This window comes from Acidimicrobiales bacterium, from assembly GCA_041394185.1.
Classification (GTDB): domain Bacteria; phylum Actinomycetota; class Acidimicrobiia; order Acidimicrobiales; family Poriferisodalaceae; genus JAAETH01.
In genome coordinates this window covers 341,828-366,320 of sequence record JAWKIQ010000003.1, presented here as the reverse complement: position 1 = coordinate 366,320, position 24,493 = coordinate 341,828, and the positions used below count along the sequence as shown (strand labels likewise).

At 65.4% G+C, this 24,493-nt stretch carries 28 protein-coding genes; 13 read left to right on the top strand and 15 right to left on the bottom strand.

Going from position 1 to position 24,493, the window contains the following annotated elements; genetic code table 11:
• The first annotated feature begins 30 nt into the window (after positions 1-30).
• Complete coding sequence (locus R2770_15155; protein ID MEZ5281798.1) at positions 31-1,266, top strand: GNAT family N-acetyltransferase; 1,236 nt, start codon at positions 31-33, stop codon at positions 1,264-1,266.
• Here R2770_15155 and R2770_15150 read toward each other — a convergent pair.
• Complete coding sequence (locus R2770_15150) at positions 1,260-1,688, bottom strand: HIT domain-containing protein (GenBank protein ID MEZ5281797.1); 429 nt, start codon at positions 1,686-1,688, stop codon at positions 1,260-1,262. The genes R2770_15155 and R2770_15150 overlap by 7 nt on opposite strands.
• Positions 1,689-1,732: 44 nt before the next feature.
• Between R2770_15150 and R2770_15145 the strand changes: the two genes are divergently transcribed.
• Positions 1,733-2,758 carry a 1-acyl-sn-glycerol-3-phosphate acyltransferase gene (locus R2770_15145; protein ID MEZ5281796.1) on the top strand — a complete coding sequence of 342 codons (1,026 nt, stop codon included), beginning with the start codon at positions 1,733-1,735 and terminating at the stop codon, positions 2,756-2,758.
• A 30-nt stretch (positions 2,759-2,788) separates the two neighbouring features.
• Positions 2,789-3,835 (top strand): LLM class F420-dependent oxidoreductase, encoded by a 1,047-nt coding sequence (locus R2770_15140; protein MEZ5281795.1) that lies wholly within the window; start codon positions 2,789-2,791, stop codon positions 3,833-3,835.
• 23 nt (positions 3,836-3,858) lie between these two features.
• On the opposite strand, the gene R2770_15135 is transcribed toward R2770_15140, so the two are convergent.
• The 6 genes from R2770_15135 to R2770_15110 are packed head-to-tail and all read right to left on the bottom strand — an operon-like array spanning position 3,859 to position 8,611.
• Complete coding sequence (locus tag R2770_15135) at positions 3,859-4,488, bottom strand: hypothetical protein (protein ID MEZ5281794.1); 630 nt, start codon at positions 4,486-4,488, stop codon at positions 3,859-3,861.
• On the bottom strand, positions 4,434-4,739 hold the full coding sequence (locus R2770_15130; protein MEZ5281793.1) for an FAD-dependent monooxygenase: 306 nt from the start codon (positions 4,737-4,739) through the stop codon (positions 4,434-4,436). Before R2770_15130 ends, R2770_15135 begins: the two co-directional genes overlap by 55 nt.
• Positions 4,706-4,924 (bottom strand): hypothetical protein, encoded by a 219-nt coding sequence (locus R2770_15125; protein MEZ5281792.1) that lies wholly within the window; start codon positions 4,922-4,924, stop codon positions 4,706-4,708. Before R2770_15125 ends, R2770_15130 begins: the two co-directional genes overlap by 34 nt.
• Positions 4,921-5,085, bottom strand: coding sequence for an FAD-dependent oxidoreductase (locus tag R2770_15120; GenBank protein MEZ5281791.1), 165 nt, complete (start codon positions 5,083-5,085; stop codon positions 4,921-4,923). The genes R2770_15125 and R2770_15120 overlap by 4 nt, the downstream gene beginning before the upstream one ends.
• 52 nt (positions 5,086-5,137) lie before the next feature.
• Positions 5,138-6,739: an alkaline phosphatase D family protein gene (locus tag R2770_15115; GenBank protein MEZ5281790.1), complete on the bottom strand. Its 1,602-nt coding sequence runs from the start codon at positions 6,737-6,739 to the stop codon at positions 5,138-5,140.
• Between the two features lie 3 nt (positions 6,740-6,742).
• On the bottom strand, positions 6,743-8,611 hold the full coding sequence (locus R2770_15110; protein ID MEZ5281789.1) for a VanW family protein: 1,869 nt from the start codon (positions 8,609-8,611) through the stop codon (positions 6,743-6,745).
• A 93-nt stretch (positions 8,612-8,704) separates the two neighbouring features.
• On the opposite strand from R2770_15110, the gene R2770_15105 reads away from it, so the two are divergent.
• Genes R2770_15105 through R2770_15080 form a run of 6 tightly spaced genes read left to right on the top strand, consistent with a single transcriptional unit; the run spans position 8,705 to position 13,104 of the window.
• A complete protein-coding gene (locus R2770_15105; protein MEZ5281788.1) occupies positions 8,705-9,625 on the top strand; it encodes an SDR family oxidoreductase in 921 nt (306 codons plus the stop codon).
• A 9-nt stretch (positions 9,626-9,634) separates the two neighbouring features.
• Positions 9,635-10,504: a MaoC/PaaZ C-terminal domain-containing protein gene (locus R2770_15100; GenBank protein ID MEZ5281787.1), complete on the top strand. Its 870-nt coding sequence runs from the start codon at positions 9,635-9,637 to the stop codon at positions 10,502-10,504.
• Positions 10,494-10,973, top strand: a complete 480-nt coding sequence (locus R2770_15095) for a PaaI family thioesterase (protein ID MEZ5281786.1) — start codon at positions 10,494-10,496, stop codon at positions 10,971-10,973. The genes R2770_15100 and R2770_15095 overlap by 11 nt, the downstream gene beginning before the upstream one ends.
• The gene (locus R2770_15090) at positions 10,970-11,419 is read left to right on the top strand and encodes a PaaI family thioesterase (protein MEZ5281785.1); all 450 of its coding nucleotides are present in this window, start codon (positions 10,970-10,972) and stop codon (positions 11,417-11,419) included. Before R2770_15095 ends, R2770_15090 begins: the two co-directional genes overlap by 4 nt.
• 31 nt (positions 11,420-11,450) lie before the next feature.
• The gene (locus R2770_15085; protein MEZ5281784.1) at positions 11,451-12,284 is read left to right on the top strand and encodes a TIGR03619 family F420-dependent LLM class oxidoreductase; all 834 of its coding nucleotides are present in this window, start codon (positions 11,451-11,453) and stop codon (positions 12,282-12,284) included.
• Positions 12,285-12,288: 4 nt separating this feature from the next.
• Positions 12,289-13,104, top strand: a complete 816-nt coding sequence (locus tag R2770_15080) for an ABC transporter permease (protein ID MEZ5281783.1) — start codon at positions 12,289-12,291, stop codon at positions 13,102-13,104.
• Here R2770_15080 and R2770_15075 read toward each other — a convergent pair.
• On the bottom strand, positions 13,073-13,609 hold the full coding sequence (locus tag R2770_15075; protein MEZ5281782.1) for a cupin domain-containing protein: 537 nt from the start codon (positions 13,607-13,609) through the stop codon (positions 13,073-13,075). The two genes, R2770_15080 and R2770_15075, sit on opposite strands and share 32 nt — an antisense overlap.
• 38 nt (positions 13,610-13,647) lie before the next feature.
• A complete protein-coding gene (locus R2770_15070; GenBank protein MEZ5281781.1) occupies positions 13,648-14,307 on the bottom strand; it encodes a transglutaminase family protein in 660 nt (219 codons plus the stop codon).
• 97 nt (positions 14,308-14,404) lie between these two features.
• Between R2770_15070 and R2770_15065 the strand changes: the two genes are divergently transcribed.
• Complete coding sequence (locus R2770_15065; GenBank protein ID MEZ5281780.1) at positions 14,405-15,091, top strand: alpha/beta hydrolase; 687 nt, start codon at positions 14,405-14,407, stop codon at positions 15,089-15,091.
• A 22-nt stretch (positions 15,092-15,113) separates the two neighbouring features.
• Here R2770_15065 and R2770_15060 read toward each other — a convergent pair whose 3' ends face one another.
• Together R2770_15060 and R2770_15055 are read right to left on the bottom strand one after the other, a co-directional pair.
• On the bottom strand, positions 15,114-15,452 hold the full coding sequence (locus R2770_15060) for a hypothetical protein (GenBank protein ID MEZ5281779.1): 339 nt from the start codon (positions 15,450-15,452) through the stop codon (positions 15,114-15,116).
• A 57-nt stretch (positions 15,453-15,509) separates the two neighbouring features.
• Positions 15,510-15,863, bottom strand: coding sequence for a hypothetical protein (locus tag R2770_15055; protein MEZ5281778.1), 354 nt, complete (start codon positions 15,861-15,863; stop codon positions 15,510-15,512).
• Between the two features lie 216 nt (positions 15,864-16,079).
• Between R2770_15055 and R2770_15050 the strand changes: the two genes are divergently transcribed.
• On the top strand, positions 16,080-16,220 hold the full coding sequence (locus R2770_15050; protein ID MEZ5281777.1) for a hypothetical protein: 141 nt from the start codon (positions 16,080-16,082) through the stop codon (positions 16,218-16,220).
• A 211-nt stretch (positions 16,221-16,431) separates the two neighbouring features.
• Positions 16,432-16,617 carry a hypothetical protein gene (locus R2770_15045; GenBank protein ID MEZ5281776.1) on the top strand — a complete coding sequence of 62 codons (186 nt, stop codon included), beginning with the start codon at positions 16,432-16,434 and terminating at the stop codon, positions 16,615-16,617.
• A 104-nt stretch (positions 16,618-16,721) separates the two neighbouring features.
• Here the strand turns inward: R2770_15045 and R2770_15040 are convergent, their stop codons facing one another.
• The 4 genes from R2770_15040 to R2770_15025 form a co-directional block, all read right to left on the bottom strand.
• Positions 16,722-17,006 carry a hypothetical protein gene (locus R2770_15040; GenBank protein ID MEZ5281775.1) on the bottom strand — a complete coding sequence of 95 codons (285 nt, stop codon included), beginning with the start codon at positions 17,004-17,006 and terminating at the stop codon, positions 16,722-16,724.
• A complete protein-coding gene (locus R2770_15035) occupies positions 17,003-17,656 on the bottom strand; it encodes a hypothetical protein (protein MEZ5281774.1) in 654 nt (217 codons plus the stop codon). Before R2770_15035 ends, R2770_15040 begins: the two co-directional genes overlap by 4 nt.
• Positions 17,657-17,730: 74 nt before the next feature.
• Positions 17,731-18,279 (bottom strand): hypothetical protein, encoded by a 549-nt coding sequence (locus tag R2770_15030; protein MEZ5281773.1) that lies wholly within the window; start codon positions 18,277-18,279, stop codon positions 17,731-17,733.
• Entirely contained in the window at positions 18,272-23,065 is a 4,794-nt protein-coding gene (locus R2770_15025) for a putative Ig domain-containing protein (protein MEZ5281772.1), read from the bottom strand. Before R2770_15025 ends, R2770_15030 begins: the two co-directional genes overlap by 8 nt.
• Positions 23,066-23,258: 193 nt before the next feature.
• Between R2770_15025 and R2770_15020 the strand changes: the two genes are divergently transcribed.
• A complete protein-coding gene (locus R2770_15020; GenBank protein ID MEZ5281771.1) occupies positions 23,259-24,476 on the top strand; it encodes a hypothetical protein in 1,218 nt (405 codons plus the stop codon).
• Positions 24,477-24,493: the final 17 nt, after the last annotated feature.

Below are 24,493 nucleotides of genomic sequence, written 5' to 3'. Positions count from 1 at the left end.
GGCCCGAATTCGAGCGACATGGTGTGGCCGGTGGGCAACAATCACGGCATGTGTTCCAGCACGGTCAGGCGCTTCACGTCCGACGATCGCCCGCGTATCAAGTACATCGACAGCCGCGCCTTCGGTGTGGCACCCGATCCCGACGACATGGTCGAGCCTTGGCTCGATTCGTACGGGGGCAGTTGGGGTTATGTCGCCGAGATCGACGGCGAGGTCGTGGGTGGCACAGCGGCCTTCGACATGGAGGTGTCCATCCCGGGCTCAGACCCATTGCCGGCCGGTGGCGTCACCGGCGTTGGAGTGCTGCCCACTCATCGTCGCCGCGGCCTACTGAACTCGCTGATGCAGCGCCAGTTGAGCGACATGCGCAGCGGCGGGCTGGTCATGGCCACGCTGACGGCATCGGAGGCTCCGATCTATGGGCGCTTCGGGTTCGGGCGCATCGCCGTGTCGGCCAAGCGCGAGATCGACACCACCCGCGCCCAGTTGCGCGAAGACTTCACGCCTTCGGGGTCGGTTCGGTTCATCGATGTGGAAGAGGCGCGCCGGGTGATGCCGGGGCTGCGACGACGGTCTGGCCGCGACATTCCGGCGATGGTCACGGTCCCCGACAGCATCTGGGAGCGGATCTTCGCCGATTATGAAGCCGACCGCGACGGAGCGTCCGACCGCTTCTACGCGGTTCACGAGACCGCGGGCGAGATCGATGCGTGCGTCATGTATCGGGTTGTGTCGACGTGGACCGAGCGGGGCCCCAGTTACACGGTCAAGGTGTCGATGGCGTTCGGGCTCAACCGCCGAGCCGAGATGGAGCTGTGGGCGTTCGTCACGTCGCTCGATCTGGTTCGCAAGGTGGAAGGCTTTCGACCCAGCGACGACTTCCTCGAGTGGATGTTCTCCGACATGCGCGCCGTAGAGACGGTGTCGGTTCAAGACCACAACTGGGGACGCATCCTGGACCCCGTCGCAGCGTTCGAGGCTCGCACCTACCCGGTCGACGGCCAACTGGTCATCGGGTTCCGCGATCGCACGTTCGAAGACCAATCGGGCGCCTATCGGCTGACGATTGCGGATGGCCGCGGGCGGTGCGAGCGCTGCGACGACCAGCCGTCGATCGTCGCCGACGCCGCCGACTGGGCCTCGGTCTATTTCGGAGCAGTCGACGCGCGGGTGTTGGCGGCTGCGGGTCGTGTCGAAGGCGATGCCGACCGAGCGGCGCTGCACTTCGCCACCGACCGGGCGCCCTTCAGCGACGTCAACTATTGATCGGCAGGCAGGTCGCGTTCGCCACGCAAGATCTCGGCCACGTAACGAATCTGATCGCGGTTGCCGAAGGTGCGCTCCCAGGGGTGCAGCAGGCGGTCGTTGCCGTAGCGCGGGATCAGGTGGAAATGGAAGTGGAACTGCGACTGGTCGGCGTGGCGCCCGTTGTTGTTCAGCACGTTCAGGCCCAACGGCTGCAGGCGCTCACGGATGATGTGCGCTGTGTTCTTGACGGCCGTCATGACGTGGGCGGCGTCGTCGTCGTCGAGGTCCCAGACATCGACCACATGGCGCCTGGGGATGACCAGGCAGTGTCCTGCGGTCATCGGCAGCAGATCCATGAAAGCGATCGCGTGCTCGTCCTCGTAGACGTACTGGGCCGGCGATTGGCGGGCCTCGATGGCGCAGAACGTGCAGAAGCTCACGGCCGACGACCATACCCGGCTGCGCGATCTGTCAGTATCTCCCGGTGAGCTTGCCCCGGCCTCAAGGGTCTACGACCTCGAAGCTGTTGCGCCGCGCCTGGTTGATACCGGGCGTCGTGTTGGCCGCTGTCGCCGTCGTCGGCCTGTTCCCATTGCTGCTGGTCATCGCCCTGATCGTCGATGTGGTGTTCAGGCGGTGGAAGCTGACCACGGTGCGGATCCTCCTGGTCGCCGTGGCCTACCTGATCGTGTGTGTGGTGGTTCAGGTCTGGGGCCTGATGGTGTGGATCATGACCGGCTTCGGCCGCACGATCTTCACCGAGCATGGCCAACGCATGGTCAACCCCACGATCGAGATGTGGATCAGGGTGATGCTGCGGATTCTTCGCCTCATCGGCCTGCGAATCCGTTATGACCAGATCGACCCGTCGGTGTTCGCGGGTCGTGTCATCGTGGCGTCCAGGCACGAGAGCCTGGCCGACGTGTACGTGCCCACATGGCTGGCAGCGCTGGGCGGCCACCGTCTGCGGGTCGTGTTGGCTGCGGGCCTCAACCGCGAGCCTTCGCTGGACCTGTTCGGTCATTGGTCTCCCCAGTTCTTTGTCCGCCGTGAGGCCAGCGACATGCGCTCTGAGGTGGTGGCGCTGAAGCGACTGACCGAGGCTTCAGACGAGAACACCGCGTTCGTGATCTTCCCCGAGGGCGGCTTGGTACGAGAAAAGCGGCGTGAGCGCATATTGAAGCGCCTCGACAGCGAACGGCCCGATCTGGCGGAAAGAGCGCGTGCTCTGCGGCACCTGCTGGCACCGCGCATCGCCGGCACGTCGGCACTTCTCGACGGTGCAGAAGACGCGGCGGTGGTCATCGTGGGTCACTCGGGTATGGACCAACTGACAGATCCGGTGACGTGTTGGCGATCGATCCCACTGCAGCGCGACGTCGATCTGAAGGTGTGGCGATTCGAGCGATCGGAGATTCCCGATTCGCTGGCAGAGCGCGAACTGTGGTTGTTCGATCGGTGGGCCGAGATGGACGACTGGATCGAATCGAAGATGCCGGGCGCCCATTAGGCTCGGCCCAGGTTCGCTGACGGAGGTCCAATGAAGGTCGGAACGCTTCTCAACTACTCGGGTGACTACCTCGCCGCCATCGACGAGATCGTCGAACTCGAGCAGGCCGGCCTGGACGCAGTGTGGGTTCCCGAGGCCTACAGCTTCGACGCCGTCACCGTGATGGGTTTCTTGGCGGCCCGCACCCAGACCGTCGAGATCGGCTCGGGGATCTTGCCCGTCTACACGCGCACGCCAACTCTCCTGGCGATGACCGCCGCCGGTCTCGATGCCCTGTCGGGTGGTCGTGCCGTGCTTGGCCTGGGGGCGTCGGGCCCTCAGGTGATCGAGGGTTTCCACGGGGTCGAATACGACGCTCCGTTGGGCCGCACCCGCGAAACCATCGAGATCTGTCGCCAGGTGTGGCGTCGCGAGAAGGTCGAGTTCCACGGCAAGTACTACGACGTGCCGCTGCCCGAAGGTCAGGGCACGGGGCTCGGCAAGAGCCTGAAGCTGATCAATCACCCGGTGCGCGAGTCGATTCCGATCATCGTGGCAGCCCTCGGCGACAAGAACGTCGAGATGACCGCCGAACTGGCCAACGGATGGCTTCCTATCTGGTTCTGGCCCGAGCGAGCCGACCAGGTCTGGGGTGACGCGCTGGCGGCCGGTTATGCCAAGCGCGATGCCTCGTTGGGGCAGATGGACATCATCGCCGGGTCGGCCGTGGCCATCGGCGAAGGTGTCGAGCATCTTCGCGATCTCAGCCGTCCGATGGCCGCCCTGTACTTCGGTGGCATGGGCGCCAAGGGCCGCAACTTCTACAACAACGTGCTGAGGCGTTATGGATTCGAGGCCGAGGCAGAGGAGATCCAGAACCTCTACCTGTCGGGCCAGAAGAAGGAAGCCGAGGCGATGATCCCCGACGAGTTGTTGGCGTCGGCGTCGCTGATCGGCCCCGAGAGTTTCGTCAAGGAGCGGCTGCGCGCCCTGCGGGACGCCGGCGTCACCTACCTGAACATCTCTCCGTTGGCTTCGACCACCGCCGACAAGGCAGCTCTGGTCGACAAGCTCAAGACGATGATCGCCGACCTGTAACGACGCCACCCGCCGCTGTGCGGCTACTCGACGTAGGCGCCGTCTGAGGTGAACAGGCGGCGGTGCCACCTGCGGGGTGTGAACACGGCTGCTCTGGGATAGTCCTCGAACAGCCATCGCACGAAGTTGCGGCGGGTCCAGTCGTTCAGGTCGACGGTTGCCAACGAAGCGTTGGCGACGGGCCCAAAGCTCAGCAGCTTTGACAGGCCCGCTGCCATTCGATGGTCGGCCACCAGCGCCTTGCGCGCCGCGGCTTCATAGGCGGCCGACGCATTGTGCGGGGCTTCGCCTCGGTGCTCGACGATGGCACGGGCCGCCAGGATTCCCGTCTCGAGCGCCTGACCGATGCCCTCGCCACTCATCGGATCGGTGGCGCGGGCCGCATCACCAACGAACATCGTGCGCGGACCCACCAGCGAAACGTCGGGAATGTTCGCCGGGATGGGCCAGGCCCTATGCGGCCCTTCGGGCTCGTTGTCGCCCAGAACCTCTGCGATGTGCGGCCGGTTCAACAGGTCGCGCCACAGCGAAGCCATCTTCTTGCCCGACAACTCGTCGCCGCGCACCACGCCGAACCCGACGTTGACGGTTTGCCCGGTCAGGGGAAACGACCATGCGTACCCGGGCAGCAGGTCGGGCTCGAACCAACCCACAGCTTGCGTGCTTCGGGGCCACTGGCGCGCCTGTACTGGCGAAACGCATGCCACTCGCCGCGATAGCCGGGCTGGTCGAGGTGAAGCATCTTTCGCACAGGCGACCACATGCCGTCGGCGGCGATGACATGGGAGGCTGCAATGCTGCGGCCGTCATCGAACGCGACGCGGATGTGGCCGGGTTGCGGAACGACGTCGACCACCTTCGAGCCCTCGGTCACGGTGGCACCTTCGGCTCGGGCTCGTTGCACCAGAGCCGCATCGAGGTCGGCGCGGCTTGCGATGGCAGCGAAGCGACCGCGGTCGCGGGCAGCGGTAGCTCGAGCACCCGGCCATTGGGGGCGCGGATGTAGACGTCGTCGACATCGGTCCAAGACTCGACCATCGCCGGGTCCAGACCCAGGTCGTCCAGAAGTCTCAGTGCCAGCGTGGTCAAGCCGTCGCCGCAGCACTTGTCGCGGGAAACTGTGCTTTGTCGACCAGCAGGGCGTCGACGCCGCTGCGGGCGAGCTCGATTGCGGCGGCGGCTCCGGCGGGCCCGGCGCCGACGATGACCACCTCGTGGTCGATCGAAACCTCGTCGCGGGAACTTGTCACGGCCGCCGATCCTACGGGTGGTGAGCGCGGATTGGGCGTGGGTTGGGGGCCTTCACCGGGTGACGGCCAAGGCACCGCGGCCGTTGGCCTCGACGATGGGGCCGTTGGCCGCGGGGCTGCTGGGCGAAGCCGGGTCGACGTGACGGAAGGTCGCAGTCGCAAGGCCTGGGGTTATGTCGACCAGCACGTATCCGTGGTGGCGGGTCTCGAAGTAGGCGACGTCGTCGCTGGCGGCGACGGTCAGCTCGAGGCCGAGGGCCAGACGATCGTCGAGGGCGCTCGAGATGCTGGGCGTCACCAGTTCGGTGAAGGCGGTGTCGTTGGGGCCGCGCACCATGTTGACAGCGCCCAGGTGCACGTCGCCAGAAACGATCAGGGCTCGGTCGGCTTTCGACAAGGTCGCCAGCAGGCGGTCGCGGGCGGGGGAGTAGCCGTCCCACTGGTCGTTGTTCAACCCGGCGATGTCGCCGACCTCGATGAGCCAGTCGGCCACCACGGTCTGGCTCGCCAGTAACTGCCACACTGCCCTGGACCCTGAGATGCCCTCGTCGAGCCACTCTTCCTGGGCCTGGCCCAGCATGGTTCTGGACGGATCGTCGATGGCTTCGCACGCCTCGATCGCCGGCAATGCCTCGAGACGCTCGCACACCTGAGCGCTGCGATACTGACGTTCGTCGAGCAGCCACAGGGTTGCCAGATCACCCCAGTCGAGCTTCCGATAGATCTGCAGCGCGCCCGATTCGTCCGGCGGCCCGGTGCGAACGGGCTGATGCTCCCACCAAGCTCGATAGGCGGCCTGGCGGAGTGCCGCGAACTCGGCCGTGGGCTGCGCGCCGCTGGGCGAGTCTGCCGAATAGTTACTGAGCACCTCGTTGTCGTCCCAGACAGCGCACACGGGCATCGACGCGCGGGCCCTCTGCAGGGGCTCTTCGGCGGTGTACAGCGCCCATCGTCGCCTGAACGCCGTGAGGTCACCGGGGGTGGAGGTGCCGTGCTCGCGAACCTTGGGTTCTGTGCCGGAACGTGTGTAGATCATGTCGCCGAGCACGATGGCCATGTCTGGCTGGTCTTCGACGATGTGATCCCAGGCGGTGAAGTAGCCATCCTCGTAGTGCTGACAGCTGGCGAAGGCAACCCGCGTCGAGGCGGCCGAAGTGGGCGAGGTACGCGAGCGCCCCATGGGCGAGGCGACACCTCCCACATCGAAGCCGTAGAAGTAGACGGTGTCGGGCGATAGTCCTTCGGCGACCACGTGCACGCTATGGCCCAGGGTTTCGTCTGTGATGGTGGTGCCGCTGGCCACGGCCGCGGCACCGGGCTCGGTTGCGACCCACCACGACACCTCGACAGGGCCCGAGAACACCGGGTTGCCGGCCGAGCCGTCGACGAGGCGAGTCCAGATGACGAAGCCGTCGGTGCTGGGGTCGCCGCTTGCCACACCCAGGCCGAACGGGGCGGCACCTATGCCGGCCTGAAACGGGATCGTCGTGGTGGTTGCGGCCGTTTCGGCCGGCCCGGTCGGTTCGGTCGTGGGGGCGCCGGTGGTTGGCGCCGGGCTGACCGAGGTGGTGACCGCAGAATCGCTGTTGCCGCCGCCGGTGCATGCAGTAGCCGCACCGACCGCGGCCAGCGACAAGAACGTGCGGCGCTGCAAGCGTCAGCCGCCCGCGGTAGTTGTTGTGGCTGCGGTCGTGGTCGTGGTTGCTGCGGTAGTTGTAGTAGTGGCTGCAGCCGTGGTCGTGGTGGTGGTCGACGACGTTGCCGCAGTGGTCGTGGTGGTCGAGGCGGTTCCCTCAGACGTGGTGGTCGTCGAACCGGCGTCTGTGGTGGTTGTTGTTTCCTCGGCTTCGGTGGTCGTGGTGACGCTGGGGTCGCTGGGCGAGCCGTCGCAATTCTGGCCCTCTGGGCGGTAGCGCGCGGTTACCGTGTCGACCTCGGTGCGGCCGTCTAGCCAGTTGCGGGTGCGCTCGGTGACCACGTTGCGGCACACACCGTTCCACGACACCGACTGGTCGGTCTGTTCCACATCGACCACCTTGGTCGAGTACATCTGAACCGTGATCGACGTGTCGGTGTAGGTGGGCCACACCAGAATCGAGTACTCGGTGGGGTTGAAGATCTTCAGGTCTGGTTTGGGCCAGCTGATCGTCGCCTCGCGCCCGAACGGGTAGCGGCTGATGTAGATGGAATGGGCCTGATACTCGGGGAACTCGAGGCCGGCGAAGAACGCTGCGTTGAAGATCGTCGTGGCGAACTGGCTGACGCCGCCGCCGATGTCGCTGACGATGACGCCGTTCTGGATGAAGCCGCCACCCACGAAGCCCTTCTCGGTGGTGCGTTGGCCGACGATTCCGTTCATGGAAACGGTTTCGCCTGGGCCGATGATGGTGCCCCTGACGAGGTCGGCGAAGAGTTGGATGTTGGTGACACGGCTCTCGCAGCAGTTGTGCGGTGTGGTGAACTCTGACACCAACTCGATGATGCCCATCTCCTCGGCCGCGGCGATGGCCTCTTCCGGGGTTGCCGTGCGCACCGGCAACATCACGGGCACAGACGGGTCGTGGTCTGGTGCCTGCAGCGCTTCGATCAGTACGTCGAGGGCGTTGTCCTCGCAGCAGATCTGGGCGTCTTGTGCTGCGGTCACACTGACCTCGTTGTCGGCCACGGTGAACATCGGTTCGCTGCTGCCGCTGACGCCACCCTCGGCCATCAACGCCTCGATGTCGGCCACGGCCATTTCCCTATCGAAGACCAGCTCTGGCTCGCCCTGTTCGTTGAACTCGGACGAGAACCACCTGACGGCGGTTTCGGAGGGCAGTGTGGTCACGAAGTCGTTGACCTGGATCTGGGCGCCGCTGTTGATGATGGCGTTGGCCTCGGCGATCAGGGGAGCGAACTCGGCTTCGCCATAGCGCGGCTCGAGGGTGGTCCACTGGGCTTGCACCCGGATGGGTGACTCACCAGAGACAACCGCGTCCGGGATGGCGGCGATCACGGCATCGATGTCGAGCTGTTGTCCCGGCGTTCCGGGCACCAGTTGCAGCTGGCCGCTGGAACCATCGAGGCGGCCCTCGGTGGGCTGGGTGCGCACCAGGTTGAGCCCCTCGAGGCCACTTTCGGCGACCTGCGGGTCGAACCCCAACACCAGGTCCGAGCCGGTGGGGTTGAACAACGACGAGATCCACGAGACCGGGTTGCGCATGCCGGCTGCGTTCATGGCTGCGTTTGCGGTCTTCTCGACGTCGACGTGTACGCCCAGGCGACCCGCATCGAGTTCGATCTCGTCGTCGGGGGTTTCGATGATTATCGGGGTCTGCTCGAACCGAGTGGCCAGCGACTGGACCTTGGTTTGGAGGTCGTCTTCGCCCAGACCACCCACCGTGTCGCCGGCGATGTGGACGTTGCGGGCGACCTCGCCGCTGTGGCTCAGGCCGTCGCCCAGCCACACGCCGACGAGTAGCACCACCGGCAGGGCGACGACCGATGTCGCGGCCGCCCATCTGGGCATCGAGAAGAGTGAACGCACGGCGAACGATGGTACGCCCCGCGCGGCCCGAATTGAGGTCGCCGCCGTTCAGGTGTCACGATGCTGTCAACTGTCACCAGGAGATGGATAGCTATGAGCAGGTTGTGCGAAGGTCGGGTCGCGATCGTCACCGGAGCCGGCAGAGGTATCGGGCGCGAGCACGCCCTTATGCTCGCCGAGCACGGCGCCAAGGTCGTTGTGAACGATCTGGGCGGCGAGCGCGACGGAACCTCCACCGGAGATCTGTCGCCCGCTCAGCAGGTGGTCGAAGAGATCAAGGGCATGGGCGGCGAGGCGGTCGCCAACGGCGACGACGTTTCGAGCTGGGAGGGCGCCCAGCGGATGATCAACATGGCCGTCGAGAACTTCGGCGACTTGCACGTCGTGGTCAACAACGCCGGCATTCTGCGCGACCGCATGCTCACCAACATGACCGAAGCCGAGTGGGACGCGGTCATCCAGGTGCATCTGAAGGGCACCTTCGCTCCGGCTCGCTGGGCCGCGGCGTACTGGCGCGAGAAGGTCAAGGCGGGCGAGCAGGTCAGCGGTCGCATCATCAACACCACGTCGGTGTCGGGTATCTACGGCAACGTCGGCCAGACCAACTATGGCGCCGCCAAGGCCGGCATCGCCAGCTTCACCGTCATCGCGTCCCGCGAGCTCGCACGTTATGGGGTCACGGTCAACGCCGTGTCGCCGGGTGCACTCACTCGCATGACCGAGGATCTGGGCATGGGTTCGCTCGAGGGCGAAGACCGCGAGCGCATGTCGCCACGCTGGATCGCCCCCATCGTCACGTGGCTGGCCAGCGAGGAGAGCGCAGGCGTCACCGGCCGCATCTTCCAGGTGTCTGGGCGCGAGCTGGCGGTCGCCGAGGGCTGGCACAAGGGCCCCAGCGCCGACCCCATCGACGATCCGACCAAGATCGGTGAGGTCGCCAAGGATCTGGTTCGCAAGGCCAGGCTGAACGCCAATATGGCCGGCGACGACTTCGACGGCGGACTGGCCGAGTAGGGGCACATCGTGGGTCTGAACGCCAACGCTGTCGGGGCCGAGTCTGAACCGACCGATCGTTCGTGGACGTCAAAGGACGCCCTGCTGTATGCGGTGGGTGTCGGCGCAGGTGCCGTCGACCCCGCCGACGAGCTCGAGTTCACAACCGAGAACAGCCACGGCATCACCCAGCGGGTCTTGCCGACCATGGCCGTGGTGTTGGGGGCGGGCAACGCCTTGGCTGCGGCGGGTGACGTCGACTGGGGTCGGCTGCTTCACGGCTCGCAGGGTGTCACCCTGCACCAGGAGCTCAAGCCCGACGCCACAGTCACCTGCATCAACCGCATCGCCGGCATGTGGGACAAGGGCGAGGGCAAACACGCCATCATCGACCTCGAAACCGAGGCCGTCGACAAGGCCAGCGGAGAACCGGTGTTCACCACCCGTTCGTCCCTGGTCATCCGCGGGTCGGGTGGTTTCGGCGGCGAGTCCGGCGATACCGCACCCACGGTCTTTGCCCCCGACTCGACGCCCGATCACGAGGTGACGTACCAAACCCGCACAGATCAGGCGTTGACGTATCGCCTCAGTGGCGATCGCAACCCGCTGCACAGCGATCCGTGGTTTGCCACCGAACTGGCCGGTTTCCCCAAGCCGATCCTGCACGGGTTGTGCACCTATGGCTTCACCGGGCGAGCCCTTCTGCACACGCTGGCGGGCGGTGATCCGGCCCGGTTCGTGTCGATGGACTCGAGGTTCTCGAGCCCGGTGTTTCCGGGTGAATCGCTGACGGTCCGCATGTGGGGCGGCGATGGAGGCTGGGTTTACCAGACCCTTGCGTCGGTCGGAACCGACAACGAGCGGGTGGTCATCGACAACGGTTGGTGTGTTGTCCGCTGACGAACCAGTCGGCGTGGACGTCGACGTCGACGAGGCCAACGAGTATCTGGCGCACGTCCCTCATGCCCGACGGCTGGGCATGAGGGTCGCTGCGCACAGCGGCGATGTGTGCGACCTGGTGCTGCCATATTCCGACGACCTGGTCGGCGATCCGGACACAGGGGTCATACACGGCGGAGCCATCACCGCACTGCTGGACAATGCGGCCGGGTTCGTCGCCAGGCCGCCCGACGGGAACCGGGGCGAGACCGCCATCGCCACCCTCGATATGCGGATCGACTACATGCGCCCGGCCACGCCCGGAAGCGACATCGTGGCCAGGGCCGAAATCATCAGGCGCACGCGAAACATCTCGTTCGTGCGCGCCACGGCGTTCCACGAAGACCCGGGCGATCCGATCGCCATGTGCACGGCAGCGTTCATGATCGGCACCCCCAACACGCCGAGGACCCAGGGAGGGCCGTCGTGAAGTTCCTCGACGAGCTTCGGGCCCAAGGGCGGGGCCGCGACATAGCGGCCCTGGTCGACTATGTGCCCTATGCGCGCTTTCTGGGCATCGAGGTCGACCAGATGGGTGACGAGGTCATCACCGTGTTGCGGTCGAAGGACGACCTCATCGGCAACCAGACCATCGGAGCGCTGCATGGCGGTGTGGTGGGTGCCATGCTCGAACTGACGGCGACTCTGCAGCTGCTGTACGACCTCGAGTCGGCCAGCCTGCCCCGCACCGTCGACGTGTCGTTCGACTATCTGCGGTCGGCGCAGGGTCCGGTCACCTACGGGCGGGCCATTGTCACCCGTCGCGGGCGGCGCGTCGCCAATGTCAGGTCCGAGCTGTGGCAAGAGTCGCGCGACAAGCCGGTTGCCTTGTGCCACGGCCATTTCGTGCTGACACCGCTGGAACCGACAGACTAGGAACGGCCCCGGCCCTCGGATGGAGGATGCGATGAAGCTCGGATTGTTCGGTATCAACATGGGCGAGACCGGGTTGCCGGCCAACCTCGCCAAGGTCGCAAAGGCCGCCGAGGACGCGGGTTTCGAGTCTGTGTGGACCGGCGAACACATCGTGCTTCCAGATCCGCAGGCGCCACCTTCGCCCGCCCCTCCAGAGACGCCGATGGTCGACACCGCGGTTGCGCTGGCCTACATCGCAGCAGCTACCGAGACCATCAAGCTGGGTTCGGGGATCATCATCCTCCCGCAACGCCAGCCGGCCGTGCTGGCCAAGAGCCTGGCCTCTCTCGACCATGTCAGTGGCGGCAGGCTGATCTTCGGTCTCGGCGTGGGTTACCTAGAGCCCGAGATGACGGCGTGCTCGACCCCGATGGCTCGCAGAGGCGAGCGTGCCGACGAGTATCTGGCCGCAATGCGTGCGCTGTGGTCTGGCGATGCCGTTTCGTTCGAGGGCGATTTCGTGCGTTTCCAGTCGGTCACGGCCAACCCCAAGCCGGTGCAGTCGCAGATTCACACCGTTGTCGGGGGCCACAGCGACCGGGCGCTTCGGCGGGCGGTCGAGATGGCGCACGGCTGGTATGGCTTCATGCGCGATCTCGAGACAGCGTCCGACGATCTGGCCCGGCTCGAAAGAATCGCGGCAGAGGTCGAGCGCCCCGATTGGCTCGGACCACTCGAGATCTCGATCACGCCGGTGCGTCGCCCGCACGAAGCCGACTTGGAGGCCTATGCGGCGATGGGGGTCGATCGGCTGATCGTCCAACCCGGTTGGCATCGTGGCGTCGATGGTGCTCTGGCTCTCATCGAGGAGCTTGCGACAGACTGAGCCGGTGTCGGCATCGATCGAGTTCTGGCAGGCGGCGGTCTCGTGGGTTCTGATCGCCGTGGCCATCGCGCTGTCGCTTTGGCGGGGCTTGGGCATCGAGCATCGCATTGTGGTCGCCTCGCTGCGTGCCGCAGTGCAGCTGGTCGCGGTCGGCTATCTGTTCACGCTGGTCTTCGACAGCGACCTCGACGATCTGCTTGCGTGGACTTGGGTGCTGGTCATGGTCGCAATAACCGGCCTGGTTGCACACAGACGAGCGCCGGCCATCCCGGGCGGTCGGCGACTGACGATGACGGTGACCCTGGCTACCACGGGGTTGAGCCTGGCCGTTGTGTTCGGACTTGGCGTGCTGGACTACAGCCCGGTCAGCGTGGTGGTCATCGCCGGAATCACCATTGGCAATGTGTTGCCCGGTGTTGTGCTGGCGGCGAAGTCTGTGGTCGACCTGGTCCAGAACCGGCCGGGCGAAATCGAGCATCTGCTGGCGCTGGGGTTCGATCGGGCCGGGGTGGTGCGCTTTGCCGGACGCGATCTGGCGAACGCGCTGATTCCTCAGATCGAGCGCACCAACGTGGTGGGTCTGATCGCCCTTCCCGGTGCCATGACCGGCCTGTTGTTGGCCGGCGTCGATCCGCTCGATGCCGTTCTCATTCAGCTCGTCGTGATGTATCTGGTGCTCGGTGCCACCGCCACGTGTGTCGTGTTCGTGGTGTCGGCCGGCCTGCGTAATTGCTTCACTCCAGACCTGCGTCTGGCGCCCGCTGTGTCGGGTGGGGCGGGCTCGGGCTTCAGGCGGTTGCGTCGATCAGCACGAACATGATGTGACAGGGCTCGGTGCCCCTGTTCGACCACGCATGGTTGGTGCCTCTCTGGATTACTACGTCGCCCGCGTGCAGCAACACGTCGTCTTGTTCTTCGTCCAGCAGCATGGTGATCGATCCGGACAAGATGACCGCATAGTCGACCGAGTCGGTCCGGTGCATGAACGGGTGGCGGGCACCCTCGACGATGTTGTGGCTGGCGCCCATCTCGGCAAATGCGGTCTTGCCGTCGAGGGTCTGCCAGGACGTCGGGTCTTCGGGCAAGAACTCGATGATGCGAAAGATCGTGCCGTTCTTGGGCGGGTGCAGCACGAACGGCTCGGTCAGCGACTCTTCGGCGCCGTCGAAGCGGGCTGGGGTTTCGTCCGTCTGCCAGAGGTTGGTCATGGTGACCCCGGGCCGGCTGGCGCGTATCAGTATCTGGGTGGCGTACTCGTCGCTGACGACCACGGCCTTGCCGTGCTCGTCGTGGCCCGTTACCACTCGGCGGATCTTCGGGGCCATCGGCCGCCTCCTGGTGCCTTGAATCGATGAGGGTGGGGTTAGGCGAAGGCGTCGTCGCCGGCTTCGGCTGCGCCCTTGGCAGCTCCGGTGAACCGGGGGTAGTCGGTTCGGAAGGTTTCGAGGATCTCGTCCAGGGGCAGATCGTCGTACGAGCCGCGCTGGCGGGCGTATTCCATGTGGCGGTTGCCCGACTCGTCGTATGGGTGCATGAGGGCGTCGTCGGTGCCGTCGAACTCGAGAACCTTCACACCGAAGCGCTGACACAGCTCGATGTTGAACGCGGTGCTGAGCTTGAACCATCGGCCACCCAGCAGCAGTTCGCTGTAGCCGTGCCACAGGAACATGTCGGTGCCCATGCGCTCGCGCAGCTTGGGGCTGGTGAGGTGGTTGCGGACGTCGGCAAACCCCAGCCGGGCCGGAATGCCCCTGTTACGGGCCGCTGCGGTCAGCAACACCGACTTGGGAACACACCAGTTGACCTCTGAACGTGCGATGGTGCTGGCGCGGAACGCCCCTGCGTCGTGCGAAACGTTGTAGGGGTCGTAGCGGATCCCATCTCGAACCGCGTGGAACAGCCGCACGGCGACCTCGGTGGGGTCGGTGGCACCCCCAGCGGCGTCTGTTGCGTACTGCTCGACCTCTGGGCTGTCGCTGTCGATGAACCATGTCGGTTCGAGCCATGCCTGCTCGATTTCCATGACCCGAACCGTATCGGTGAGTTGTCGAGCGATGTGAATCAGCGGGTCCCTGAACTAGGTTGCCCGGCATGGCGCAGTTCGTCTTGGTACATGGTGCCTGGCACGGGGATGGTGTTGGGACGACGTCGCTGCTTCGCTGCGCGAGCGCGGACATGAGGTCGAGGTGGTCGACTTGCCGGGTCACGATCGCCCGGGCGACAGCTCTCGCAAGTGGAACTCAGCGGGTGCCTATGTCGAGGCGGTCAGCTCGGCGGTTGGCACCTGTGTCGAGCCGCCGATCCTGGTGGGGCACTCGATGGGCGGCTATGTGGTTCAGCGGTTCCTGGAACGGGCTTCGGTTCGCAAGGCGGTATTGGTCGCTTCGGTGCCGCGGCACGGCACTCTGGTGCCATATCTAAGGGCTATTCGACGGCATCCCGCGCCAGCCCTGTCGGCGGCGGCAACGGCCGATTTCTATCGGTTGGTCGGCTCGGTGGATCTCACGAGAGATCTCTTCTTCTCGTCGGAAACGCCCGAGGCAACTGTGCGCCACACCTTCGAGCGACTGCAGGGAGAGTCTGCACTGGCGATCGCTTCGATGACGCTGCGGCGTGTCAAGCCCAATCGGGTTGCCACTCCGGTGCATGTGATCGCCGGTCGGTACGACCAGGTCTTCACGGTGGCAGAACAGCAGGCGCTGGCCGATGCCTATGACACCGACCTAGAGGTGCTCGACGGGGGCCACGACCTGATGCTCGACACGTGTTGGCCGGTGTTGGCCGACGCCTTGCACCGTCTGACCTAGAGCATCGGGCTTTCGATCGTCCTCAGTCGTTGGTGGTTCTGGCCTGCAGTTCGACGACTTGCAGCGGGGTGATCGTCTCGGTGTCGATCGGATCGGCGGTGCCGGCATCGCCGTTCGAGTTGGTCCAGGTCACCTCCCAGACCACGGTCGTGGTGAAGTCCCACGTGCCGGTGGCCGAGTGCTCGGAGATGTACTGGTAGGTGTGGGTGCAAGCTTGTGATGGATCGGCACCCTCGGTGTATGGGTGGCCGAGCCCATCGCAGTCGATGGGGTTGGTTCCGTCGCCCGGGTTCAATCGAATGCCTACCGGGTTAGCGGTAGCCGTTGTTGCCAGACCCGGGATCTCGACCGTGACAGTCACGGGTGCCAGGCCGGCGGGGTCCAGCCAGACCCAGGTCTGCAGTCCCCACCAGGTGGTTCACGTCGGTCGCCGGCGACATCTGTGGGCTGGGTGGGGGCAAGATCTCGGCCAGTTCGGCGCGGGCTCGGGCGACCTCGTCGGCGGGCTGGTCTCGGTGATCCACGTGTAGTCGTAGGTCAGCTCGCCGTTGGGCCAAGCGCAGGTCACCAGGTAGAGGAACGTGTTTGGGTTGGCCGACGAGACGATGAACTCGTTGGCCTCGTCTGGCGTGAGGTCGGGCCCCATCGTGATCTCGCCGACCCTGAGCTTGCGATAGGTACACGTCGGCTGCCCTGACGATCCTGGAACGGTGATGACCTCACCGCCGGCAATGATGACAAGAACGGTGTCGGTGTCATCGTTCGTCGTCACCGGCGGCTCGTTGTCGCCGTCGTCTCCCCCGACTCCGGCCATCAACGGCCGGGCAGGGAACACGAGGAGGGCGATGACAGACCGCCGCTGTCACCCGCATGTCTGCCCTCGCGGACTGACAGTTGTTGGCTGCGATCGGCTTGCCAGCCGAATTTGGCCAGTGGACACAGTGAATATCTGAACGAATAGACCAGGTCGTCGACTATCGAGCCCGAGGTGGTGTCGAAGAACGACAGCGTCGTTGGTCAAGCAATAGACAACGAGGACCGATCCTCCATCGAGCGGCGTCGCGCTCTCGACGACGACCTCGTCGTATGTGCCGCTCGCTACGGCTTGGCCACGTTCCACCAGGGATGAGAGCGTCGACAGTCGCGCGGCAGTCCATCTTCGGTGAACCATCGTCCGAGGACGATCGGTCGGCCTCATGAGTGGTCTTCCATCGGTCGGAAAGGCTGTCTGGCCGGCTTGGAGGTCGGCTTCGATCTCGGCGGTGAGTTGCTCGAGGCTGGTGGTTGGGGTGGCTTCGGAAGTCGTCGTGGGAGCCTGAGACGTCGTGGTGGAGGCTTCGGTGGTGCTCGACGATGGCTGGGCGCTAGTGGTTGTGGCGATCGTCGATGTGGTCGTCAACTCGACGAGATCGGCGGAGTCCGAACTGGCGCTGCACGATGCAGCGAGACCCATGCCAATCAACGAGATTGCCAACATGCGAAGCTTGCCCACCGGTCTCCTCATAGTCACTAAAAGTAGTGTCTGACGTGTTCGGCTTCGACTATCTCACATCAGTACGACGCAGTAAATACTGAAACACTCCGAAAGTTGTGCTCCGTTGAGCGCAGGTGCCTACCCAAAGTGACCGACCTACGACAGCGAGATTCCTAGCTGGCGGAGCCTGTCGGCGAGCTGTTCGGGCAACGCATCGGCGCCAACGCCTCCGCTTTCGGCTTGCTCGACCTCGTCGACGGTGATGCCCAGATTGTCGGCGAACGTCGGGCGGTCGAGCCCGGCCCAACCTCTGGCGGTGACCACCGCCGCGGCAATCCGCGGGTGGGTGAAGCCGTCGGCTGCGTAGCGGCGCGCGAATCGCTCGATCAACGCGGCCATTTCGGCGGCCGCCTTGGAGTCGATGCCTGGCACCTCATTCACGACACCATCATGTCTGGATGTGCGCCGTCTGCCCGACGCCACACCCGACTGGCGATTTGGCGGACATTTTGGGTCGACTTGCCGTAGCGCTCGGCGATGGTGGCGGCCGCTGACGGATCGCCCTGCATCTGTTGCATCCGGTACTCGAGGGCAATCTCGAGGTGCAGATCGGGCACGCCGTCCCACCGAGACACGACGGCCTGCACGGCCGGCACGCGCTGGGCGAGGTCGATGAGGGTTCCGAGACACTCGCCCTCGTCGCAGCCGAGTGCCCGGGAACCCTCATCGGCGATATCGCCGAACTTGCCGTCGTCGAGGCTGGTGCGCATCTCGGCAGGAGTAACCAGAACGTCTATGGCGACCTGTCGAAGGGCCGCTCGGGCGAAGGTCCACGGCAGGGCGCCACCGTCTGCTCGCCAGCTCTTTGCGACCGCCGCAATGGCGAACGCGAAGTCGGCGACCAGCCCGGTGATCTCGCCGTCGGTGACGGGCGCTGTTGTGACCGACTGGGCGTGGAAACGTGCGGCACGCTCGAGCTCGGGTGCGAACTCGCGCATCAACGCGACGATCAGGGCATCGTCGCCAGCCGCCAAACCGGCCATGATGTGCTCGAGCCTGGCTCGTCTATCGGGCGGCATTCGTGTGGTCATGTCGTGGACCTCCTGTCTGAGGGAAGCGAACCGTCGCTTCGACTGGCCTCAACGATGACAGGGGGGTGGGACAGTCAACCGGAGACGACCACGATTCTGGCCACTACCTCGGCTCCGACGGTGACGTCGAAGGTGCCGAGTCGGTCGGCGTCGACGACAACGACCGCCGCATCGCCGTTGGTCGGAACCGACCCACCGAGGCCGGCCACAGCAAGATCGGCCTCGATTGGGGTGCGGACGGCCACCGCAACCACCGAACCGGCGAACACCGTCGTCGACTGGGGCGATGTGAGCCCAGGCTCATGCACAACATGAACCACGACATCGGCGTTGTCGACCGACAGTCGCTCATCGACCTCATCGACGAACACGTCGGGAATCTGTTCGCCGTCGGGGCCATCCTCGTCGGGGACCCTGATGCCTGCGGGCGCTTCGACGGCGCTGAGCAACTCGACGCCGATGAAATCGTCCATGCCCACCGTCTCGGTGTCGGCCGATACGTCGGATGCTGCGCTGCTGGTGGGCACCGGTTCGGCGCCCTCCGATGTCGCGGAGCAACTAGCCAAAGCCAGCGCTCCGAACACCAGCAGTGCGATGGCGCGGTGTGCAGATCGATCAGCCATTGGTGCACTCCGTGTTGATCGTCTGGCCCGTGCGGCGCACCCTCAGCCAGAACGGACCGGCGTCTGCGTCGTCGGCGGGTATCAGGAACTGGTCGACCTGGGTGAGGGTGGCGTACCAGAGGGTGTTGTCGGCCTGGCGAATCTGGAACGTGTCGATGTCGTCGAAACCGGTCCAGGTGAGCAGAAGCGACCCGTCGCCCTGCAATGTTGCCAGGCAGGCCTCGACCGGCGGTTCGACGTCTGGGTCGGGATCACATGGAGCATCGGTGACCACGGCGTCGACACGCGATCGGATGGCGAACGGGCCCATGGCTGCATCGTTGGCCGGGATGACGTAGGTCAAGACGTTGCCCGCATTGGCGTACCACGACTGTCCGGCGTCCTTGCGGACGACGTATGCGTCTTCGCCAGCGACGGCGGTCCAACGCAGCGTCACCGTTCCGTCGAGGTTCGGTGTGGCCACACACGAGAACTGATCGACCGGCGGGTCGACTGGTCCGGCCGTGATGGTCCATGCAACCGTGACGTCGGTCGAAGCGCCCAGCGGATCGCTGACGGTGATGGTCGAGGTCAAGGCGCCCGGTGTGGTGACTGTGCCGAACAGGCGGCCTGTCGACCTCAGCGTCACGCCATCAGGCAGCGAGTCGACCGTGTACGTCAGCGATGCGCCCTCTGGATCGACGGCCTGGACCTGGAGGTCCACGGCACTGCCGACGGTCAGGTTCTGGGCCGGCACGTCGGCGACCACAGGTGCCTGATTGTCGCCGCCTCCACCGTCGTTGGTCACGGTGAACTGCGAGGTCGCCGAGCCAGTGTTTCCGATGCCGTCGGTGGCGATGACGGTCAGCTCGTAGTCGTTGGGCTCGAGCAATCCGGCCTCCAACAACCATGTTGCGGTCGGCGAACCAAGACCCACGGTGGCGACGTTCAACTGGTTTGGCGTCGCTGACAGCGTGCCGTCGTCTTGCAGATAGCGCCCGTCGGCCGACCGCACCTCGGCGACGATCGATGCGACCGCGCCGTTGTCGGAAACCGATCCGCTGCCGACCACCGGCTGGCCGTTCGGAAGCTGTCCCGTGGGCTGGTCGATGACCACGATCGGGTCCACCTGCCCGTCGTTGGTCACGGTGAGCTGGCGCGTTTCGGCCGTGGTGTTTCCCGCTCCGTCGGTTGCTTCGACGACCAGTGTGTATGAACCGACCGGAACCGTTGTGACCTCGCCGCGGAAGGTCAGCTGGGGTGTGCCTGCGCCTCCGATGGCCAAGGGCAACTCGACCCGCTGAGCGCCGAGGTTTCCGTCGGCGTCAACCCACTGACCGTCTGCAGCCTGCAGTGTGGCGACCACTGTGGCTACGGCGGCATTGTCGGTCGCGGTGCCTTCGATGGTCAACGATTCCTCGGCCAGGATCTGCGCGGGCGGCTGGTCGACGACCAGGGCCGGTCGGCCGTCGCGAGGCACGCCGAGGGTGAGGTTGGGAGAGCCGTAGCCTGCCGACGCACCGCCCTGGTTGCCCGGATATCGCAGCGTTGTCGAGCTGACCCACGCCGACCGAATGATTCGCATCCCCGCGGTAGGCGTGACGGTGGCGTCGGGGTTGTAGAACCCTTCTCCGTCGGACATGCGGACGAATCCGACGACGTATTCGACCCCTGGCTGAAGGTCTACCGGCGTGGCCAGCTCGCTGCCGAACCATCCGTCGACAACCGGAGCGTCGGCAGGTACGTCTACCGATGCCACCAGCTGCTGGTTGTCTCGTCGCCAAACGCCAACCTGGGCCGCACGCGGGTTGTCGTTGATGCCGTTGTGGTTGGCGTCGAAGATCGACAGACCCAGCAGGCTTCGCGCCTCGTCCAGAGTGAACGTGTAGCCCAGCACGTAGTTGTTGTCGGTGCGGAAGGTGCCGCCGGTTTGGCTCAGCAGAGCGTTCGAGTCGTCGAACGCCACCGGTCCGACGTTGAACGTTGCGGTGGCGCTGCTGGTGTTGCCGGTGACGTCGGTGACCAGAGCAGTGGCCGTGTACCTACCCGGGGGAGCGACTATCTCGGCCGACCGTGCAGCCGCACTGACCTCGCCGGCTCCGTCGAGCTCGACGTCGACTGGGGTGCGAGTAGCGACGAGGTCACCGTTGGACGTCAGCCACCGGCCGTCTTGGTGTTGGGCGGTCAGCTCGATCGACGCGACACCCAGGTTGTCTCCGGCTGTGGCTGTCAGGCGCAGCGCCTCGTCGTCGAGGTTCCACGTCTGGGGGCCGGTGATGGCGACGGTGGGGGTGGTGTCGACCGGCACGCGCAGCAACATGTTGGGCATGCCGTAGCCCGTGGTGCCGCCGGTCATCTGGGCCGGGTAGACAATGCCGTTGGCGCCGGTCTGGTAGGCCCGTCGGGTCACCAGCACGCCGTCGATGGGTGCGGGGGTCACGTCGAAGTTGACGAAGCCTTCGCCGTCGACGAACCGTTCGAAACCGATCACGTACTCGACGCCTGCCTCGAGGGTGACTATTCCGTCGACGTTGGCGTAGAACCAGCCGTCGCGGCGCACCGTGTCTGGGGCGACCTCGACCTGGGCCATCAACTGGCGGTTCGAAACCCTCCAGATGGCGACGCTGGCAGGACGTGGATTGTCCAGGATCTCGTTCGAGTTCGCATCGCGGATGCCCAGAGCGGAAACCTCGCGTGGTTGGTCGAGCGTGAATGCATAGCCCAGGGTGTACGAGCCGTCGTTGCGCAGGGTTCCGCCGGTTTGGCCGGCCAATGCGGCGTCGAGGGCGAACGGTGGCCTGTCGGCTACCTCGATGGTTGCGCTGGCAGACACCGAGTTGCCAGACGCATCGCTGACGGTGACATCGACGGTGTAGACGTCGGGTGGCATGAACCCGCCGAGGTCGACCTCCCAGCGGACCCGGGGCTTACCCAGAGCCCGGCCGACTATCGACACCGGGTAGTCCGTCTGCTGGTCGACGATGGTGCCGCCGTCGGCGACCCAACGACCGTCGCTGGTGCGTACCTGGGCGACGATCTGGTCGACCACCGAATCGTCCTCGGCGACACCGCTCACCACGGCTCGGGTCTCGAGGCCGACAAGCCCGTCGGACTCGATGGTGGTGACCGGTGGGTTCTGTTCGAATCCGGTCTGGGTGAATGCCAGCGTGGTGGCCGTTGGCGACTGGTTGAAGAAGTGATCGACGGCGACCGCCGAAGCGACGTAGCTGCCGGCCGGGCTGGCGATCTGCACCTCGAACCCGCCGAACTGATCGGCGAAGACGGTGCGTTCGAACTCTGCCTGACCCAGAGAACCGTCGGCTTGGACCCAGCGGCCGTCGGCGGATTGGATCTTCAGCAAGAAGTGCGACACGCCGACGTCGTCGGTTGCCGTACCGCTGATGGTCGCGGGGCTGTTTACCTGGGCCCCAGCTGCCGGCGCCGTGAACTGAACTGGCGACGGTGCGGTGTTGTCTTCGGCGTCGGGGCCGAGGTCGAAGAACGCAAGCGAACCGACTCGGCGGTCGTTCACCCGGTTGCCGTCGAAGCCGGTCAACAAACCGCGGGTGGTGATGGTGAACTCGCGATGCCCGACCCAGGCGTCGCTGCCCGGGTTCCAGGCCAGTGGGGTGCCGTCCGTCAACGAGAGGGCGGCTATCTGCGTGCGCCAGGCGCCCCCGGCTCTACCCGATCCGGTGCACACGTTGAACCCCATCTTGGGGCTCATGACATCGGTTGGGCCGGGGCCCGTGTCGACCTTGCAGAAGTGCCCGCCCACGTACACGGCGGCATCGGACACGCCTATGGCAAAGGTGGAGTCGCGCATGTAGTGGCGCCAGCGGTAGCTCTGGCGGCCGTCGGTAGCGTCGACCAGGTACACATAGTCGGCGCTGGTGGCCTTGCCTGCCGACACGCCGATGACCGAACCATCGGGCGACACGGACACGTCGGTGATGTATCCGACGCCACCTGCGTATCCGGTCGACTCGTGCGACGTCAGAGCAGGTGCGTTCGGGTCGGAGATGTCTATTACGGCCGTGGGTGCTGCGACGGTGAGGCCGTTTCCACTGATGTTGCCGAAGCGTCCACCGAAGACCAGTCGGTTGCCGTCTGGGGTGGTGCCGATGTCCATGACCCGGCCCCATCCTTCGTTGTTCGTGACGAAGTCGAACTGGGTGCGGACGTCACCGGTTGTGGCGTCCAACTCGGCGATGGTCTCGACGTCGGCTCCACCGATTGTGGTGAAATCGCCGCCCACGAACAACCGATCGCCCAGGCGGTGGATGGCGGTGATCTTGCCGTTGGCGCCGATGGACACGAAGTCTGTGCTGACCGAACAGTCGGCCAGGTCTATGAGAGCGACCTTGTTTCGGGTGCGCTCGATGCCATCAGAGCCGGTGACCTTGCGGAACTTGCCGCCCACGTACACCTGCGTTGGGCTTGCGCCGGGTTCGAACGAGCGGATCTCGCGATCGAACTGGAACTGTCCGGCGCACACCATCTGCTTGGTGTCGATGTCGAACGCTGCGAAGTAGTTCTGCTGCAGTGTCGTGCCATCTTGCAGCTCGATCTGGGTGAAGCTGCCGCCGGCCACGATGTAGTTGCCGACCTGATCGGCGGCGTACACGACCGAACCACCGTTGTTGTTGGTGGTGCGGCTGCCGAGGATTCTCGGGAAGCCGGTTTCAGGCATCTCGGGAACCAACTGGCCATGTGGCAGCAGCACGGCGGCATCGGCGCCGCGCTCGTCGACCTTGCTGACGAACACCGCCATGAACCCGGCCAGCGCGGTGATGGCAAGGGTCATGAATAGCGCTCGGGTGGGATGAAGTTTCGCGAACAAGTGGCATTCCTAGGAACGGTTGCCAGCTCCCATCGGCGTTCTTCGTTTCCAATTGAGCCAGAAGCGATATGGTCAGACCCAGAGGTGGTGAGAGGGTCTGCTCGGCCGAGATGTGTGTTGCCGGGTAGTTCCCAGCTCGATGGAGAGACTCACGAGATTGCCCGGGACCGAGCTGGTCGTCGTCAGCGAAGGCTGGCGCGTGCCCGGCCTCAGCGCTGCCGGCCGTTTGGCGTTTGATCCGGCGACCAGCGAGGTGGTGGTGGTCGAGTTCGTCGACGACGCCGTCGACTTCACCGAAGCCGAGCTGAGGGTTGCGGCGGTGGTGGCCGACTTCGCCAGTCGACGATCCGAGATCGCCCGCTCGCTGGAACCGACGCTCATCGGTGCTGTCAACGACGATGGCCGTCTGCTCGACGGCTGGTCGGCGCCGCTTGGTTCGATCCGTGGCGAGGTTTGGTGGCCCGGCGGCAAGCTGGTCGTTCCCAAGCCGGCTCCGCCGGTCGGGTCCCAGAACGACGCCGACCCCACCTTTGTGGCCAGGCTTCGCCTGGCTCAGTCCAGATGGCGATCAGAGGTCTTGGGTGTGCCGGCAGGGTTGGGTCCGCAGCGTTCGGCCGGGCGTGAGCTTGGCAGCATGCTGACGCCCACCGACGCTGCGATGGGACGCAACTTCTTGACCCGCTCAGCGTGGGAGGTCGCCCAGGCTCGCATCGAGTCGGGGCCAGGCGTCGAGCCGTTTCGTTGCCGTGCAAATCTGCTGTCTTCGCAGCCGATGTCGTTCAACCTGTTCGGTCCATTGGTCGGCCATCTTGGTGTTGCCAGGCAGCTCCTATGTCCGCTGCTGCCCGGCGACGTCGAAGAGGTCACCTCGATACGCATCGAGTACGCCCCATCGCCAGCTGAGGAATATCTGGACGACCTGACCTCGTTCGACGTGTTCATCGAATACGTCGACGGCGACGGCGAGCGGGCCTTTGTTGGTGTCGAGACGAAGCTGACCGAGCCGTTTTCTCCGAAGGCCTACGACTCTGACCGATATCGCGAGCTGACCGACGCACCCGGGTCTCCGTGGGTGTCATCGAACTCGGCGTTGGCCGATCCGGCGTGGAACCAGCTGTGGCGCGACCACCTGCTGGTCGAGGCGACGCGCACGCATCGCGATGTCCCGCACGGCCGGCGAGGAGCCCTGGCTGTGGTGCATCACCCCGACGATCCGTCGATCGGCTCGGCAATCGCTGGATATCGGCGGTTCCTCAGGTATCCAGAGGCTGTGTTGGTGTGGCCCCTTGACCGGCTCTTAGCGACAATGCGGTCGGAGGCCGAAGACTTCAGGGTTGCTGACTGGTTGGATCGGTTCGCAGCCAGATATCTGTGAGCCGGGCGCCCAGCTCA